The following is a 16,054-nucleotide window of genomic DNA, read 5'->3' as shown; positions in this document are numbered from 1 at the left end:
CAAAAGATATACCCTGACCCCTAAATCAACCTGAGAACCGCTCTATTTAATTATTCAATTCCACACTTTCACATGCTGCTCTAGCTATACCATAATTAGGGCGTGTTCTCAATTCAGCTAGAAGGTGATGGCGCGTAGTTGGACGAACGCAGCGTAGGAATAGGCCGGTTTATCGTAGCGGGTGGCGATGCGTCGGAACTGTTTGAGGCGGTTATGAGCTGCTCGACTTGGTCGCGGTACGTGAGCGGGTCCAGGTGGGGCGTTGGGTCGAGGCGGAATCATGGCCACCGCGCCGGTTTCGGCAATTGAGGCCCGCCATGCATCCGAATCGTCGGCCGTGTCGGCCAGTACCTGCCGGGCTGGGGCCAGGAGCGGCGCGAGCAAGTCACCGGCTTGCGGGGCATCGCCGGCGTGGCCCGCCGTGCGCAAACGCCAACAGGCCGCCAGCCCCGTCACCGGCCACGTGCAGCTTGGTGGAAAAGCCGCCCCGGCTATGCCCAAGGGCCTACGAGCCTCTGTGGGCCCCCAGCCACGTGCTGGTGGTCGAGTCGAGCTGCACTTGCCGCTGATGCGGGCTGGGCACGGCTTAGTGCGCGGCTTGCAGGGCAGCTAGTACTTAGGCCCACACGCCACGGATGCGCCAACGGCTGAAGCCGCATGAACACCTAGTGTCACTGCCCCAGGTGCGGCGGCAAACCCCGCCAAGGCAGCGGCGCAAGTAGTACCCAATGGGCATCGGCGAGCAACGTGCGCTCGGCACTCATCTTGAAAATAAGCCTACTACGATACCCTGCCTCCTAATATTCTTGAGAACACGCCCTGGTCCTATGCATCGAAGAATTCGATTAGAATAACTGCCGACTTCTAGCAGAGGAATCTCCACATATATTGTCTATTAGACCCACGGCCTGCCTAACTTGGCTCCCATGTCAAAAACTACATGTACATTAAACTAAAAGTGTCAGTGCGGAGGCAACCTTGCTTCGTGCTTCACCGAGTAGAATGATAAGAGCCCTCCCCCTTTGGTGTTATGCTAAAAATCTTACCGTCAAACTCTGCTCCGCCTACCCTACCGGAACTGCTGGCGGCCTGCCAACGGGAGGAGCGGGTGGCTCAACGTCGGCTCTACAGCCAGTTTCATGGCTTCGCGATGAGCATTTGCCAGCGCTACGCCCGTGACCGGGACCAGGCACTGGAAGCAGCCAACGACGGATTCGTGAAAGTGTTTCGCGACCTGTACCGCTTCGATGCCACCCGCCACCCCGAAGATGTACTGGGCTCGTTCCGGGGCTGGTTTAAGCGCATCATGATTCACACTGCCATCGACCACTACCGAGCCAATGAACGCCACCAGCACCAGCAGGAACTAGACGACGTGACCCTAAACCAAGCCGATGGTGGCGCCACACCCCTTGATACTTTGAGCTATGATGAATTATTAGGCTTGGTGCAGCGCCTGCCACCGGCTTACCGGGCAGTGTTCAACCTAGCGGTGATTGATGGTTTTGGCCACGAAGAAATTGCCGAACAATTGCGCATTTCCGTGGGTACTTCCAAGTCGAATTTATTTAAGGCCCGAGCCCACTTACGGACAATGCTGGCCCAGTGCACTACTTCTGAAAAAGCTCGCTATGTGGTCCGATAACGATATTGATAACGCATTCCGGCGGCTTGATACCCCAGACCCGGAACCTACGCCGTTCCCCCTCGATGCCTGGTTGCGCCTCGAAACGCAACTGGATAAAGGAATAATTGAGCGCACGGTACGGCGGAAAATGCTGCGTTTCTTCGCCGCCGAAATTGCCGTGGTAGGACTGTTAGCGCTAAGCTGGTTGCTCTGGCCAACCGGCCCTGCCGCACCGCCTAAGAAAGTTGTGGTAGCACCAAATGTAGTTACCGAAGCTTCTACAATAGCCCGCTCAGGCTCAAGGACAGCCTCGAATTCTTCGGCAACCCCCAAACCGACTGCTTTGGCAACCAGGCCAATAACACCGAATGCAGGTAGCGCGCCCACCCCAGCACCAGCAACTACTGAGGCAGCCGTGCCAGCAAATGTCGTTGCGCCAACAACTCCTGCGACACCCGCAGCAGCAGCTAAACCAGCTACTACTGCCGCAACAACTGGAAAGCTTCCCCTTGTTGCCATAACTCCTGCTGCCCCACACAAGGAGGCGAGGAAGAACGTGCGCGCAACTGAAAAAGCCGCACCTCACCATACCATAGTGGCAGGCGTGACGGAGACTTCCGCTGGTCGCATTTCGCCCAAAATTCTCCAGAAGCCCGAACGAGATGTTGCTTATGCGTCTCGTAGAGCGGCTGTATCAGGTTCTTCAGCCTCCGCCTATGGAGCAGCATCAAAGTCAGCAGTACTCAAGACACCTGAAAACCAATTAGCGTACTCAGCAGCGTCTCGGGGTACGCGCCGCCGTTCCGCCAGCGGTAAGCTTCGTGAGCGCGACGCTGCTGGGGTACGGGCAGCGGATCAAACAGCAGCCGTTGCCCCGGCCGCCGATGCTAATGGTCGCGTAGTAGATGTGGATAATCTCGCTTTGACGAAAGACCTTACGCCGCTGGCATTGCGACCAGCAACTGTATCAGCCGTGGCGGCAGCCGATTTGCCGGCACCTCTGGCTACCGTAGCTGTCGTTGATGCTCCGGCTCCCGCCTTACCGACTTCCGTCCGACAGCCCCGATTCTATATCAGTCTGGTTGCAGCGCCCGATGTAAGCACCGTCAAATTTGCTAGCATTGAGCGCCCGCTACCCAATGTTGGAGTCATGCTGGAGTACCGTGTTACTGACCGGCTACGTGTTACAACCGGGTTGTTGCGCTCGACCAAGCGATACATGGCCCGGCGCGAAGACTATGACTTTGGGTCCTATTCCTATGCCCTGACCCACCGCTACTTCAAGGATGTAGATGGTAGCTGCACAATCCTTGATGTGCCCATAAACCTGCGGTACGACATTGTTACGCAGCCGAACTACCGCCTGTTTGGTAGCGCTGGGCTGTCTTCGTACTTCATGCAACGCGAGCAGTACGGCTATGACTACGTGGAGTACAACCGGCCAGGCCGTTGGGATGGCGGAGCAGTCAACAAAAACCGTCACCTGTTCGGCGTTCTAAACCTCTCTTTGGGCTATGAGCATAGCTTCAATAATCGCTGGAGCGTGCAGGCCGAACCTTACGCGAAGCTGCCCTTATGTGGTTTGGGCATGGGAAAAGTGCGCCTTTCCAGCGCTGGAGTATTTCTGGGTGTGAAATACGGCTTCTAAATCAACCATGGCACAAGCTGCCTTCCAAGCATTCACTTAATAGTCGATTCTAATAGCTCATTTTTCTCATCTCATTTACGACAACAACTGGCATGTCTATCTCATCCTCATTTTCCGCATTAGTCCGTCCGGTACTAACAGGCACCGCTGTGCTCCTACTGGGTCTGGCTGCTGGCTGCACTTATTCGAAGGCCGCCCCCGAAGTCGCTCCCTGCGAGGCAACACCCCAATCGGTCACCTATGCCGGAGTCATTTCGCCCATATTCGAAGCCAATTGCCGGCAGTGTCACAGTGGTAGAGGAGGCGGCATTGATTTTAGTAATTATCAAGGAATCAGCCGCTTCCCATCAGAAGACCTACTCGGGTCTATTGAGCACGCGCCGTCCTATTCCCCTATGCCCAAAGGCCGCGCCAAGCTCTCAGAATGCGACATTAAGCGCATTAAAGTCTGGATAGAAGCTGGAAAGCCCAACAACTAATTTGAGCTCATATGAAACGTTCTTTTTTCTTGCTAGTGCCGGCGCTTTTCCTGCTCGCGGCCCTGACGCAAGCTCACGCACAGGGCAAGTACATGACCAAGACCGGACAGGTGTCGTTTTTTTCGACTAGTCCGGTCGAGGATATTGAAGCCAAAAACCAGCAGGTGGCGGCCGTGCTCGACTTTAGCACCAGCCAATTGGCCTTCTCTTTGCCCGTCAAAGCATTCGTTTTCAAGCGCACACTGATGCAAGAGCACTTCAACGAAAACTACATGGAATCCGACAAATTCCCGAAAGCCACATTCTCGGGGCGCTTTGTGGCCTTCGACGCCGCTACCCTGGCCACCGCCGGCCCGCACAACGTGCAGGTGGAGGGCGACCTCACGCTGCACGGCGTCAAGCGCCCCATTCAGGTGCCCGCCACCGTGGAATTGAAGGATGGCCAACTCGTGGCGCTGGCTACATTTCCGGTGGCCCCCGCTGACTACAACATCGAAATTCCGCTGCTCGTGCGCAACAGCATCGCCAAAGTGGTGAGTGTGCGCGTGGCTCTCACCTGCCAGCCGGTGGCAAGCGCCGTGGGCGCCACCACCCGCCCCACCAAGTAATCTGTCCGTTGCCTTATCTCTGCTATTACATGTACATGCGCCGCTCCATTTCTTCTCCTCTATTTACAGGCTTGATACTAGCCGCCCTGTTTGGGCTGACCAACCCGGCTCGCGCCCAAAACGACCTATTGGGCGACCTCGAAAAACAGGCTACTGATCCGCTCAAACGGGAAGTAGTATCCGCGACCTTCAAGGGTACGCACGTCATTAATTCGCAGTCAATCGAAACGCCCGGTAAGGGCACCCTTGATTTCCTTATTCAGCACCGCTTCGGCACCCTGAATAGCGGGGCTTACGAGTTTTTCGGGCTCGACCAGGCGGTACTGCGCCTAAGCTTCGAGTACGGCCTCACCGACCGCCTGGCTATAGGCGTCGGACGTAGCTCGCAGGAAAAAACCTTCGACGGCTTTCTGAAATACAAGGCTTTGCAGCAGACTACCGGGTCACGGCCCATGCCGGTGTCAGTCACACTGTTTGCGTCGTCGGCCATCACCACACTCAAATTCAATGAGCCTGCCGTGGAACGTACGACAGCGTCGCGTGTTGATTACTCCTACCAGGTGCTCATTGCCCGTAAATTCAGCCCCGGCCTGTCGGTGCAGCTCATGCCTACGCTTATTCACCGCAACTACGTAGCGCAGTCCACCATGCAAAACGACGTGTACGCCATGGGAGCAGCGCTGCGTCAGAAGCTCACCAAGCGCCTGGCTCTTACTGCTGATTATTACTACCTACTGCCCGGCAATACGGCAGATACCTACCGGAACGCCCTTGGCGTCGGCGTAGATATCGAAACCGGAGGCCACGTTTTCCAGTTGCACCTCACCAATTCCAGGGGTATGATTGAGAAGTTCTTCGTCCCTCAGACGGATGGAAATTTCTTCGACGGTGACATCTACTTCGGTTTTACCGTGGCGCGGAGCTTTACCATCAAGTCAAATCTGTAAGGGTTAATCCTACTTCATGAGAGAAAAGACAATAATTGGTCTGCTCTCTCAATACAGCTCTCTGGTAAAGAAAAGAAGCCCCGACTCTATAGCGAGTCGGGGCTTCTTTTCTTTTAGTAAAAATGCGAGGACTAAACAGCCCGCGTTCGATGCATCTCCTCGCAGGCCGAGCAGCTGCTTAGGCCAGGATGCCTTCGGCCACCACACTCTGCACTTCGGGCACCATACGCTTCAACAGGTTTTCAATGCCTGACTTCAGCGTGACTGTGGCCGAGGGGCAACCGGAGCAGGAACCTTGCAGGTTCACGGTCACGATGCCTTCGTGGTAGCTTTTGAAAGTGATGTTGCCCCCGTCCTGCTCCACGGCGGGACGTACGTAGTTATCGAGCAGGTCGATGACCTTTTGAGCAATCTGACCTTCCTGCTGAGTAGGGTCGCCAGCGGTGGCGGCTTGGGCAGCCTTTTGCTCCGCAGCAGGGTCAACTAGGAAAATGGGACCACCGGCTTCCACGTAGCTTTTCAGAAACTGGCGCAGTTCGGGGATAAGTTGGGTCCAGGCCAACTCGGGCTGAGTTTTGGTGATAGTAACAAAGTTGGCAGCGATGAACACGCGGCCCACGTAATCGAACCCAAACAGTTCCTGCGCGAGGGGCGAGTTGGCGGCGGCGTCGAGGGTGGGATAATCCACGCTCACGCCATCGGCTAGCAGGTTCGAGTTGAGGACAAATTTCATGCTCTCCGGGTTGGGAGAGGCTTCGGCATAAATTGAGACAGCGGACATATCGTTGGTTATTAGTTGTCGGTTATTAGCTGCCAGTGAAACAGACGACAGCTCCAGCAAAAGCTGATAACTGACAATCGAGCAACTGACACTTCTAAGGTACAACCGCTGCAGGGTAGCAGAGGTTGCAAAGGTATGGGCCGAGGTAAGGTTCTCAGTGTTTCGAACCGCTTGCCTCCTCATTTTCATCGGGGAGAAATAGCCCAATAGGCCTGAATTTACGTTATTTCCGGGGTGAAGCAACATCTCTCTTCGGTACTGCCGTGGTTCACCAAAGTGTTACTGCATGCTACCATCTAATCCTAAGGAATTTTCCACATGTAGTTTTCCACTTTTCCACTGTTAGCCTTGCCCACTGCTTCGTCCTCTCCGGCGGCGCGTCTGCGCGCCGCGCTTTTTCAACCCATCGACTTAGCCTGGCTGGTGTTTTTCCGGCTCGGTGCCGGCGTACTCATTGCCACCGAGCACGCCGGTGCCGTAGTGTTGGGGCACCCGCAAGCGTATCTGGCGTCGCGCCAACATTTTACCTACCTGCTGGCGCCCTTGCCCAACTTGTCGGCACCCGTTCTTTATGCCCTTTATGCGGCGGTGATAGGGGCCGGGCTGGCCGTGGCGTCGGGGTGGTACTACCGAGCGGCAACCATAATCCTTTGCGTGGGCTGCTGGTGGATATTTCTGCTTGATTCAACTTCCTATATCAATCACCATTACCTTTTTTGCCTGGTGGCGGGCTTGCTGGTTGTCCTGCCAGCTCACCGGGCAGCCTCGCTCGACGTGCGGGCGGGCCGCGTGACACCCGCTATCACTGCCCCGGCCTGGACGCGCTACCTGCTGCTGGGCCAACTCGGGTTGGTTTACTTCTTCGCGGGCTTAGCCAAGCTGAATGCCGACTGGCTGGCTGCCCGCCCCCTCACCGTCTGGCTGAGCCACAAGGGCAGTTGGTGGCTGGTGGGGCCCCTGCTCACGCAGCCCTGGCTCCCATGGTTAATGAGCTACGCCGGCTTGCTGCTCGACTTGCTAGTAGCGCCCCTGCTGCTGTGGCGGCCCACCCGACCGTGGGCCTACGGCGCGGCGGCGTTTTTCCACCTGAGCAACGTCATCATCTTTGGACTGGGCACGTTTCCATGGTTTTCCTTGCTGATGACGGCCTTGTTTTTTGACCCCGACTTTCCGCGCCGGCTGCCGGACGCGGCGGGGCGCTGGTTTCGGCGGCAGGTACCGATGCCAGTAGTTGGGACAATTGATAACATCATACCATCGCGGAGCTGGCAGCAAGCGGTAGTGGCGGGGCTCACTATTTATGGAGCCGTTCAGGTGGCTGTCCCACTACGTCATTTTCTTTATCCGGGCCAAACCCATTGGACTGAGGAAGGTCACAATTTTGCCTGGCACATGATGCTCCGCAGCAAAATGAGCACCGCCAGCTTCCGGGTACGCTTTGCCACTGATGGTCATGAGGAAATAGCCGACCTCTCTACTATTGTCGCTCCTACTCAACACCGCTTTGCCGACCATCCCGACTGTCTTCTCCGAGTAGCCCACTGGCTGGCCGCCGACTACCAGATGAAAGGTCACCCCTTAAGCGCAGTTTTTGTTGACTCGCGGGTGGCGCTTAATGGCCGTCCGGCCCAGCCGCTCATTGCGCCTGACGTGAATCTGCTGCACCATCGGCCCACGCTGCACATGGCGACTTGGCTGGCGCCCGCGCCGGAATAATATTCTGACAGCTATCGCACAATCTATGGACAGTAATTAGCTTATTCTTAGATTTTTGATAACAACCTAATAACCTTCATGGTAGTTTCGTAGTCAGTCCCGCTCTGCACTTGTTATTCATTTAATTTCATAGGCGCTCAGGCCTTGCAGTTGATAGGCTATGCCGCAAAGAAAGGTTTCCAGGATGGAAGACGGACTGGCTTTTGGGAGAACGGCTACGGAGAGCCATTTACTTCCGCTCACTGCTTTGATAACGCCTGATTATAGTTGGTTAGCCCGGCCACGCAGCAACAAATCAGCCAGCACCAGTTGGGTCATGGCTTCCACGATGGGTACGGCGCGGGGCAGTACACAAGGGTCGTGGCGGCCCCGGCCCACCAGTATCACAGCCTCGCCTTGGTCATTAATGGTTTGCTGGGGCTGGAGCAGCGTGGCCACCGGCTTGAACGCGACCCGGAAATAAATATCCTGACCGTTGCTGATGCCGCCCTGGCTGCCGCCGCTGTGGTTGGTGCGGGTGCGCACGGTGCCGGCTTCGTCGGTATAAAATTCGTCGTTGTGCACCGAGCCCGGCAGCTTGGTGCCGGCAAAGCCCGAACCGAATTCAAAGCCTTTCACAGCGTTGATACTCAGCAAGGCATGACCCAGCACGGCTGGCAGCTTATCAAATACCGGCTCACCAAGCCCGGCAGGCACGTGGCGTGCCACCCCGGTTATCACGCCACCTACCGTGTCGTGCGCCGCCTGGGCCGCGCGGATGCGGGCCTCCATTTTAGCAGCGGTTGCTGAATGGGGGCAGCGAACAAGGTTGCTGTCAATGATGCTCAGATCCAACTCCTCATAGCCAACGGGCACTTCTACCTCCCCCACTGCGGAGACATAGGCGGCTACTTCAACTCCAAAATGACCTAATAGTCGCGCTGCTACGGCGCCGGCTGCCACACGGGCCGCCGTTTCGCGGGCCGAACTGCGGCCGCCTCCGCGGTAGTCGCGGCGGCCGTACTTGGCATCGTAGGTATAGTCGGCGTGGCTGGCGCGGTAGGCGTGGGCAACGTGCGAGTAGTCATCGGAGCGCTGGTCGGCGTTGGGGATGAACAGGCTGATGGGCGTACCGGTGGTGATTCCTTCGAACAGGCCCGACTGGATTTGCACGGTGTCGGCTTCCTTGCGGGGCGTGGTGAGGTCCGACTGCCCGGGTCGGCGCCGGTCAAGGGCAGTCTGAATGTAGGCCGCCTCGACCGCTACGCCCGCCGGGCAGCCGTCGATGATGACGCCAATGCCCGCCCCGTGCGATTCGCCAAACGTGGTAATGCGAAAGAGAGAACCAAAAGTATTAGACATAAAAGACGGAGAAAGTGGGCGCAGGCCGAAACCCGAATAAGCCACAAAGGTCGGTACAGTGCCCGGCTTATGCACCCATTAATTTCATCCTGCCACTAACCCGGCTGAGCAGCGGCTGGCCCCATCTTCTCGCCCCATTCTTTCAGGCCAAAGAGAATCGGTTTTACTTCCATACCATAGGCAGTCAGAGCGTAATCAACCCGGGGCGGCACTTGCGGTAATACGGTGCGCGTCACGATGCCATCAGCTTCCAAGGCTCGTAGCTCCCGCGAAAGCGTGTTTTCAGTAGCTTCCGGGATAAGAGCGCGAAGCTCGCTGTAGCGCTTGCCCCCACCCAGCAAATAGGCAATGATAAGCAGCTTCCACTTGCCCGCAATAGCATCAACGGTGCGCCGGATGGTGCAGTAATTAACCGTCTGCCCGACGTTAGAAGAGGAGTCGGGCAGAACCACATTGCGAGGGGAGATTGGATTATGTTTTTTCTTCATTCTTTTTTTATGCTGCTATTTTTCAGTGAATCTATCACAAATGATAGGTGCTACCTTATAGCATAGGGGTGGTTTCGTCACCTTGATAAGTTGCAAATTTGCCCATGTACCTCGGATCCTTAAACCAGAAAATCCCGTAGGTTGTCCGCCATTAGCCAAGATTGAGCTAATATATGCGGCCTACTGGGCATTCAATCCGTTATTTCGCCCACTTCTAAGTCAGCTGTGTTTAGTGAAAATTTGTTTTCGCTATAACCATCATCGCTGGCAATGTTGCCACAAGTGAGATAATCTCTTACCTCAGTAAATGGGGTCCAGGATTAGGAGAGTACTATTTTTCTATAAGTTTCCTTTCTGTTATGAAAAAAAATTACCTGCTAGCGGCATCAGTCGCCGGGCTATTGGCTGGGCACACCGTCCGAGCCCAAAGTGCTTTCAACATTACCGGCACCGTGCACACCGACATTGGCGACCCACTACCGGGTGCCACCGTGCTACTAAAGGGCTCCTATGTAGGGGCAGGCACTAATAGCGAGGGTCAGTTTATCTTGGTAGCCCCACCGACGACAAAGTCTGAACAGGTGCTCAGTGTGAGCTATGCGGGGTTCGAAACGCTGGAAGTAGCCCTGCCCGAAGGCCCCAACACTCCGCTTGACATTACGCTGGTGCCCGCCCTGGCGCCCCTCACGCAGGTGGTATCGGCAGCGTCGAGGGTTGAGGAGCGGATTTTGCAGGCTCCCGTCACGGTAGAGCGGCTCGGAACCGAACCCGTACTACGCTTGCCCGTACCAGATTTGGAGCGTAGCCTGTCCCTGCTCAAAGGCATTGATGTCAGTTCGACGGGGCTGCTCTCCACCAGTCTCAGCACGCGGGGCTTCAATTCGCCTACCTCCGAGCGCCTCATTCAGCTCACCGACTATTATGATACCCAGCTGCCCAGCCTGAGCACCAGTATTGGCAACCTGCTGCTGGGCCTACCCGAGCTAGATGTAGAAAGCGTGGAGGTACTGCAGGGCCCGGCTTCGGCCCTGTACGGCGCCAACGCCTTCAATGGCGTGGTGCAGCTCGCGTCGCAGGACCCGTTCACGCGGCAGGGACTGACGGTGCGGCTACGCGGCGGAACGCGCAGCCTGCTCGACGGCCAGCTCCGCTTTGCCCAGAAACTATCGGAGCGAATAGCTTTCAAAGTGGTCGGTTCGTACGTCGTGGGCCGCGAATTCGAAGTCAATAACTACGAGCCTACCAACTCACAGATAAATCTGGTGAACAACCCAGCTGGCTCGGTGCTGGGCTACGAGGCTGTGAACCGCTACGGCAGCGCGTTTTTGACCCTTTCCCCAGCCGTGGCAGCAGCCATTCCGAGCGGCGTCAACCGCGAGCTATATGGTAAAACCATCTACCAGACCGGTTTTACGGAGGAGCAGCTATTAGCCGACGATACCCGCGCCCGCACCTACCGCGTACTACCCACACTGTCCTATCTGCTCACTAGCCAGGTAAAGCTGACCTTGGGCGCCAACCTAAGCTGGGCCGATGGCAACTACCAGAGCAGCAGCAGCCGCTACCGCCTGCAAAACTTCGCCGCCCAGCAGTACCGAGCCGAATTGGCCAGCCAGAAATGGTTTGTGCGGGCCTCCACCACGCGTGATGCTGGCAACGACTCCTACAACCTGAACTTCCTGGGTAATTACCTTCAGAACATACCCGCCGTGGGCTCGCCAATACCCGGCCTAACCTATAACCGAGCCTACATCGGCACGTTTATCAACACCTACGGCAGGCTGCGTGACTCTAGAAACCCGCAGATGCTGCCCCCCGATATGGCGTTGCAAGCCGCCGCCCAGGCAGCTCGCTCCACTGAACTGGAACCCGGCTCGCCCACTTTCAACGAGCTGCGCCAACAGGTAATTGCCAATGCTGCCCCCGGCCAGGGCGCGCGTTTCAACCCCAGCTCGCTGCGCCACGACCTCACCACGCAGTATACTCTGCCCCTCTCCAGGCATACCGACCTAGTGGTGGGTGGGGCGTACCGTCAGTACCGGCTGGGCTCACCCGACAACAACCTGTTTGCCGAAACCGATGCGCGACGCATCGTCAATTATGAATACGGGGGCTATGGCCAGCTCATTCAGCGGCTACTGCCTCAGGAGCGCCTGAAACTGGCAGCTGCCGTACGGGTTGATGATTTTCGGAACTTTAAGCCAGCGGTTTCGCCCCGGCTCTCGGCAGTGTATTCGCTCGGAGGCAAGTTGGAGCACAACTTCCGCGTAAGCTACGGCCGCGCCTTTCGCTCACCCACGCAGCTCGACCAATATGCCTACCTCGAACAGGGTACGGTGCTGCAACTGGGTAACATCGGGAACGGCTATCGGGGCTTTCTGGCCGACTTCACCCGGCCTACCCCGGCTGGCACTCCTACGCTCATACCTGTTAGTTTTGATGCGCTGCGCCCCGAACAAGTCAGTACCTACGAAGTTGGCTACAAGGGGGTAATAGCTAACAAGCTGTTTGTGGACCTGAACTACTATCGGAGCTATTACAACGACTTCATTGGCACGCGCCGCCTGATTAGCAACGTTGACGGTACTGCTCCCAGTGAGGACCAGCTCAGCACCCTCAACCTGGCCGTGCCTGGTGCAGGCCAATTCACGCGCATCGTCCAAATTCAAACCAATGCTGACCAGGAAGTACGTACGCAAGGTGTCACTGGTGGCCTAAGCTACTCCCTGGTTCCGGCCCTGACCATCAGCGGCAACTACAGCTTGAGCTTGCTCGACCGCAGCAATCTACCCGATGATTTCCAGTCCTTCTACAACACTCCCCGCCACAAGTTCAACGTGGGTGCCAACGGCGCTGTGACCCGCCGCTTCAGCTACGCACTGAACTACCGCTGGGCCGAAGGACACCTGTACGAAACCCCTTTCGCCGTCGGCAACCTGCCTGAATACAGCTCGTTCGACGCCTATCTGGGCTACAATGTGGCCCGGCTGGGCACCACCATCCAGGTGGGTGGCACCAACCTGTTCGACGCAGCCAACACCCAAGTGTACGGTGGTCCCCAAATTGGGCGCATCGTGTACGCCGGGCTGTTGGTTGATATTAAATAATGCTAGTCACAGAATAATCTTTAATTGACGACCGTCAGGCCAACTCTACCAACAATACACTTCAGGCGGTTGTTGGTAGAGTTGGTTTAAAAGACGCGAAATTCACCCTCATTAAGTCCATAGCATCAACCATCGACTGTTTGTAATTAATAATCGGCATTGGTTAAGAAGGTCAGCCCACGCTCGCTGTAACCCACTCGGAATCTTACCCGTATGGTTTGTTTCTTATGAAATTACTTTGTTTCGCTCTGCTCTTATTGGTTCAGCTCATCGTGAGACCGTCGGCTATGGCCCAGTGCCTCGACTTAGCCGACCTTACGGCGCTGGCGGCCGTTGGGGAGTCGGCTAACCCCAGCGCGGCGCTACTACCAGAAGCGTGGCGTTATGAAAAACCCACCGAGCCTTCCCGCGAGCAGCGCTGGGCCTGGGACCGTGCCGATACCACGCGCGCTCCCCTGGCCACTCTCGCCGTCCGCCCCAACGCCCTGGCGCCCGGCCACGCCGATGTGGTGCTTCGCACTACACAGGGAGCCTGCATGCGGCAGCTGCGCACCGCATTAGAGCAGCGCAAGTACGAGCCCCAAGCAGTGACCTGCACCGATTGCGAGGGCCAGCGCTATCAAGCCGACGGCTACACCGTTAGCATTTACAACTATACCTATAGCCTCAAAAAGGCACCTTACCAGTTTGTTGTTGTCCTGCACTTCGCTCCCCAGCCGCTGCCGGTAGGCATCGGCGCGGCACCGGCGACTGCCGATACCATCAAACGACTGGGTAACTAGCCTCGTCGCTCAGCTCGCCACCAACCAAACCCAGCCACAGCGGCCAGTCCAATCAGCAACCAATTGGCGTAGCGAAGTACGTCCCGATACACATTCAGTGATTGCATGGTGGTGTCGGCGCTGGCCAGCGCAGGACCGTAGAATGGGTCTTCTTCGGGCTTAGGCAGTGGGGCTGGAGCCGCCAACGCTCCGCGTACCTGCGGCCGTAGCTTGGGCCGAAGGGTATCGTAGCGAGCCGTGCTAGGGTTGAAAACCACAAGTTGTAAAAGACTATCAAGTGGCAACGCGCCGGGACGTTGGGCCACCATCCGGTAACGAAACAGCTTGCGCCCCCCACCAGGCACACGCTCCTCCCGCACTTCCGGGCCGTACACTTCCAAACCGGGTAGCGCGGCCAATGGCGGCGCTAGTAAGCCCGATAGATTACCCCGGCCGTCCACCACAAACGTGTAGGCAAACGACTGCCCCACCCGAAGCACGGAGCGGCTAATGGCCTCCCGAGCCTGGTAATTACCCACGGCCACTGGTCCGTACTTAGCAGCCTGTGGCAGGGCCTGTACCTGCACGGCAACGCCAGCTGAGTAATACGTTTTGTAGCCTGCCAATCGGTTATCCTGGCCTGGCTCTGGCTTCTTGAGGAGCTTGAATTTCACCATGGTCAAAGCCAGGGGTGGAAACTTCAACGGCTGGGTAGTGAGGGGGTAATACACGTTTTCGGCCAGCCGGAAGCGGAGGTAGCGCTGGCCCCGATAGCGCACGCTGTCAGGGGTGACGCTGGCCTCCGGACCGGGCTCTTGCCAGGCCGTCGGCTGGTGCAGTTCGTGCAGCAACGGGGGCAGTTGGTCATTGAAATCGTGAAAGGCGAGCAGCGCTTGGTCAGCCGGCGTGAGGTAAAAATAGAGCCCCACCCGCACGCCTTCGCCCACGAACACCCGAGGCCGGTCGGCTACTACCGCCAAAAATGCCCGGTCGGGCACGTCTTGGTAGAGCGCGGGCTTGGGCTTGCCAAACAGCTTGTCGAGGTCGCCCACTGCTTGCAGTGGCGCAGTTGGATTGGCAGGCTTGGTTAAGGCAGCCAGGTTGACGGGCGGAGCGGGGCCCACGCGCACAGTGGTGCCGCTGCTGCGTAATACCACGCCATTCACCGTCAGCTGAAAGGGCTTGATGACGTACTCGCCCTCGCCGTAGGGCATGTAGCGCTGGGTAATGGTGAGGTCGGTGAAACGACGGCCCTGCACGATGCGCGTAGTGGTGGTACTAGTCTTGCCGCTTTTCTTGAATCCTTCCAACTCAGGAAACTCTGAGTACTTCTCCAAAGTCCCGCCCCGCAAGCGGAAAGCCAACGTGAACACACCCGTGACGGGCAACGTGGCCGGAGTTGGCAGCAGTACGACATCGGTCGGGGTGGCGCTACTGGGCTGAGGTGGTACGACGGGTTGGGCCATCCCAACTCCTGCTGCCAGTATTTCCATTAGAAAAGCCATCCACCAAAAAAGTCTTCCCATAATCTCCAGCGCTTTAGCGGCCCCTAAAATTAGCGCTAAACGCTAGAATCCATCTTTTCCACGGGAATTGCAATTCAGCACTGTGATGGGGCCTAATCATTCACTGTGAAAAAATACAGCCTTGGTAAATCCTCTTGCCCCACTACTGCCGTATCTGCCCACAAATCACCATTACTGTTCTGGTTCTCCCTTGAAAAACGGGCTACTGGCGCCGTATAGTACCCTATTGCCTTTTCCCAATTAGTTTCTATTTCTCAACTTAATCAAATCCCCATCATGTCTGACAAAATTCAGCCCCGCGGTTCTGACGATACCTCGTTTGCCCAGCCGCTGTACATGCCCATCAAGCGGCGCTCCTTTTTCATGTATGCTGGGGCCACGGCGGGCGCCACTGCCCTCGTGTTGGCCGGCTGCTCGGATGATGACAACGACTCACCGGTTGCTCCCGGCGCTATTAGCCTCGGCACAGGTGACTTGGGCGTCCTCAACTACGCCTATGCTTTGGAACAACTGGAAGCAGCATTCTATGCGCAGGTAGTGAAAACACCTGCCTCAGACTTCCAGGCGAATGAGCTGGCTTACTTCACACAGGTAGCTGCTCACGAAGCCATCCACCGCGATTTTCTTAAGGCAGCCATCAACCGGGACGTTCCTGGAAAACTACTGCAGGATCTAACCCCTAATTTTTCGAGCATCGACTTTACTAAGCGTACAGCAGTGCTCGGAGCAGCCAAAACATTTGAAGACTTGGGCGTAGCGGCTTACAATGGCGCGGGCAAGCTCCTCAAAACGGCTGCTTACTTAGTAATTGCTGGTCAGATTGTGTCAGTAGAAGCCCGCCACGCTGCCTACGTCCGCGACCTGATTACCCCTGGTTCGTTTGCCGCCGATGACCAAGTAGATGTGGCATCCGGTCTCGATAAGGCAATGGCACCTGTAGATGTCATCAAAGCGGCACAATCGTTCGTGACGCAACAGCTCGACGCTAGCTCTGTCGGTAAATAATCCCTCCTCTTCACTTGTAA

General features: G+C 56.8%; 14 protein-coding genes. 9 read left to right on the top strand and 5 right to left on the bottom strand.

Going from position 1 to position 16,054, the window contains the following annotated elements:
* Positions 1 to 117: 117 nt before the first annotated feature.
* Positions 118 to 429 (bottom strand): hypothetical protein, encoded by a 312-nt coding sequence (locus WX88_RS32165; protein WP_156176329.1) that lies wholly within the window; start codon positions 427 to 429, stop codon positions 118 to 120.
* Here WX88_RS32165 and WX88_RS32160 point away from each other — a divergent pair.
* The 5 genes from WX88_RS32160 to WX88_RS21275 all read left to right on the top strand — a co-directional run bounded on the left by WX88_RS32160 (position 422) and on the right by WX88_RS21275 (position 5,309).
* Positions 422 to 613, top strand: coding sequence for a hypothetical protein (locus WX88_RS32160; protein WP_156176328.1), 192 nt, complete (start codon positions 422 to 424; stop codon positions 611 to 613). The two genes, WX88_RS32165 and WX88_RS32160, sit on opposite strands and share 8 nt — an antisense overlap.
* A gap of 417 nt (positions 614 to 1,030) precedes the next feature.
* On the top strand, positions 1,031 to 1,645 hold the full coding sequence (locus tag WX88_RS21290) for an RNA polymerase sigma factor (protein ID WP_046246434.1): 615 nt from the start codon (positions 1,031 to 1,033) through the stop codon (positions 1,643 to 1,645).
* An 889-nt stretch (positions 1,646 to 2,534) separates the two neighbouring features.
* Positions 2,535 to 3,275 (top strand): porin family protein, encoded by a 741-nt coding sequence (locus WX88_RS21285; protein WP_156176327.1) that lies wholly within the window; start codon positions 2,535 to 2,537, stop codon positions 3,273 to 3,275.
* Positions 3,276 to 3,765: 490 nt separating this feature from the next.
* Positions 3,766 to 4,362: a YceI family protein gene (locus WX88_RS21280; RefSeq protein ID WP_046246432.1), complete on the top strand. Its 597-nt coding sequence runs from the start codon at positions 3,766 to 3,768 to the stop codon at positions 4,360 to 4,362.
* Positions 4,363 to 4,397: 35 nt separating this feature from the next.
* On the top strand, positions 4,398 to 5,309 hold the full coding sequence (locus WX88_RS21275) for a DUF5777 family beta-barrel protein (RefSeq protein ID WP_231590764.1): 912 nt from the start codon (positions 4,398 to 4,400) through the stop codon (positions 5,307 to 5,309).
* A 178-nt stretch (positions 5,310 to 5,487) separates the two neighbouring features.
* On the opposite strand, the gene WX88_RS21270 is transcribed toward WX88_RS21275, so the two are convergent.
* Positions 5,488 to 6,090, bottom strand: coding sequence for a NifU family protein (locus WX88_RS21270; protein WP_046246430.1), 603 nt, complete (start codon positions 6,088 to 6,090; stop codon positions 5,488 to 5,490).
* A 348-nt stretch (positions 6,091 to 6,438) separates the two neighbouring features.
* On the opposite strand from WX88_RS21270, the gene WX88_RS21265 reads away from it, so the two are divergent.
* A complete protein-coding gene (locus tag WX88_RS21265; RefSeq protein WP_052732945.1) occupies positions 6,439 to 7,806 on the top strand; it encodes an HTTM domain-containing protein in 1,368 nt (455 codons plus the stop codon).
* Positions 7,807 to 8,067: 261 nt separating this feature from the next.
* Here the strand turns inward: WX88_RS21265 and aroC are convergent, their stop codons facing one another.
* Positions 8,068 to 9,147, bottom strand: coding sequence for a chorismate synthase (gene aroC, locus WX88_RS21260; RefSeq protein ID WP_046246429.1), 1,080 nt, complete (start codon positions 9,145 to 9,147; stop codon positions 8,068 to 8,070).
* 95 nt (positions 9,148 to 9,242) lie between these two features.
* On the bottom strand, positions 9,243 to 9,599 hold the full coding sequence (locus WX88_RS21255) for a winged helix-turn-helix transcriptional regulator (protein WP_197076887.1): 357 nt from the start codon (positions 9,597 to 9,599) through the stop codon (positions 9,243 to 9,245).
* A gap of 395 nt (positions 9,600 to 9,994) precedes the next feature.
* Here WX88_RS21255 and WX88_RS21250 point away from each other — a divergent pair, with 395 nt between their 5' ends.
* Together WX88_RS21250 and WX88_RS21245 are read left to right on the top strand one after the other, a co-directional pair.
* Positions 9,995 to 12,742, top strand: a complete 2,748-nt coding sequence (locus WX88_RS21250) for a TonB-dependent receptor (protein ID WP_046246428.1) — start codon at positions 9,995 to 9,997, stop codon at positions 12,740 to 12,742.
* Between the two features lie 227 nt (positions 12,743 to 12,969).
* Positions 12,970 to 13,524 carry a hypothetical protein gene (locus tag WX88_RS21245; RefSeq protein ID WP_156176326.1) on the top strand — a complete coding sequence of 185 codons (555 nt, stop codon included), beginning with the start codon at positions 12,970 to 12,972 and terminating at the stop codon, positions 13,522 to 13,524.
* Here the strand turns inward: WX88_RS21245 and WX88_RS21240 are convergent.
* Positions 13,521 to 14,969 carry a BatD family protein gene (locus WX88_RS21240; protein ID WP_046246426.1) on the bottom strand — a complete coding sequence of 483 codons (1,449 nt, stop codon included), beginning with the start codon at positions 14,967 to 14,969 and terminating at the stop codon, positions 13,521 to 13,523. The two genes, WX88_RS21245 and WX88_RS21240, sit on opposite strands and share 4 nt — an antisense overlap.
* A gap of 336 nt (positions 14,970 to 15,305) precedes the next feature.
* Here WX88_RS21240 and WX88_RS21235 point away from each other — a divergent pair, with 336 nt between their 5' ends.
* The gene (locus WX88_RS21235; RefSeq protein ID WP_082116201.1) at positions 15,306 to 16,034 is read left to right on the top strand and encodes a ferritin-like domain-containing protein; all 729 of its coding nucleotides are present in this window, start codon (positions 15,306 to 15,308) and stop codon (positions 16,032 to 16,034) included.
* Positions 16,035 to 16,054: the final 20 nt, after the last annotated feature.

It is taken from the genome of Hymenobacter terrenus (assembly GCF_000972495.1).
Taxonomy (GTDB): Bacteria; Bacteroidota; Bacteroidia; order Cytophagales; family Hymenobacteraceae; genus Hymenobacter; species Hymenobacter terrenus.
This window is presented reverse-complemented; position numbering and strand designations above follow the sequence as displayed.

Coding starts and splice junctions, on each gene's coding strand:
- WX88_RS21290 (WP_046246434.1), top strand. CDS start 1,031: ATGCTAAAAATCTTACCGTCAAACTCTGCTCCGCCTACCCTACCGGAA.
- WX88_RS21280 (WP_046246432.1), top strand. CDS start 3,766: ATGAAACGTTCTTTTTTCTTGCTAGTGCCGGCGCTTTTCCTGCTCGCG.
- WX88_RS21275 (WP_231590764.1), top strand. CDS start 4,398: ATGCGCCGCTCCATTTCTTCTCCTCTATTTACAGGCTTGATACTAGCC.
- WX88_RS21270 (WP_046246430.1), bottom strand. CDS start 6,090: ATGTCCGCTGTCTCAATTTATGCCGAAGCCTCTCCCAACCCGGAGAGC.
- aroC (WP_046246429.1), bottom strand. CDS start 9,147: ATGTCTAATACTTTTGGTTCTCTCTTTCGCATTACCACGTTTGGCGAA.
- WX88_RS21250 (WP_046246428.1), top strand. CDS start 9,995: ATGAAAAAAAATTACCTGCTAGCGGCATCAGTCGCCGGGCTATTGGCT.
- WX88_RS21245 (WP_156176326.1), top strand. CDS start 12,970: ATGAAATTACTTTGTTTCGCTCTGCTCTTATTGGTTCAGCTCATCGTG.
- WX88_RS21240 (WP_046246426.1), bottom strand. CDS start 14,969: ATGGCCCAACCCGTCGTACCACCTCAGCCCAGTAGCGCCACCCCGACC.
- WX88_RS21235 (WP_082116201.1), top strand. CDS start 15,306: ATGTCTGACAAAATTCAGCCCCGCGGTTCTGACGATACCTCGTTTGCC.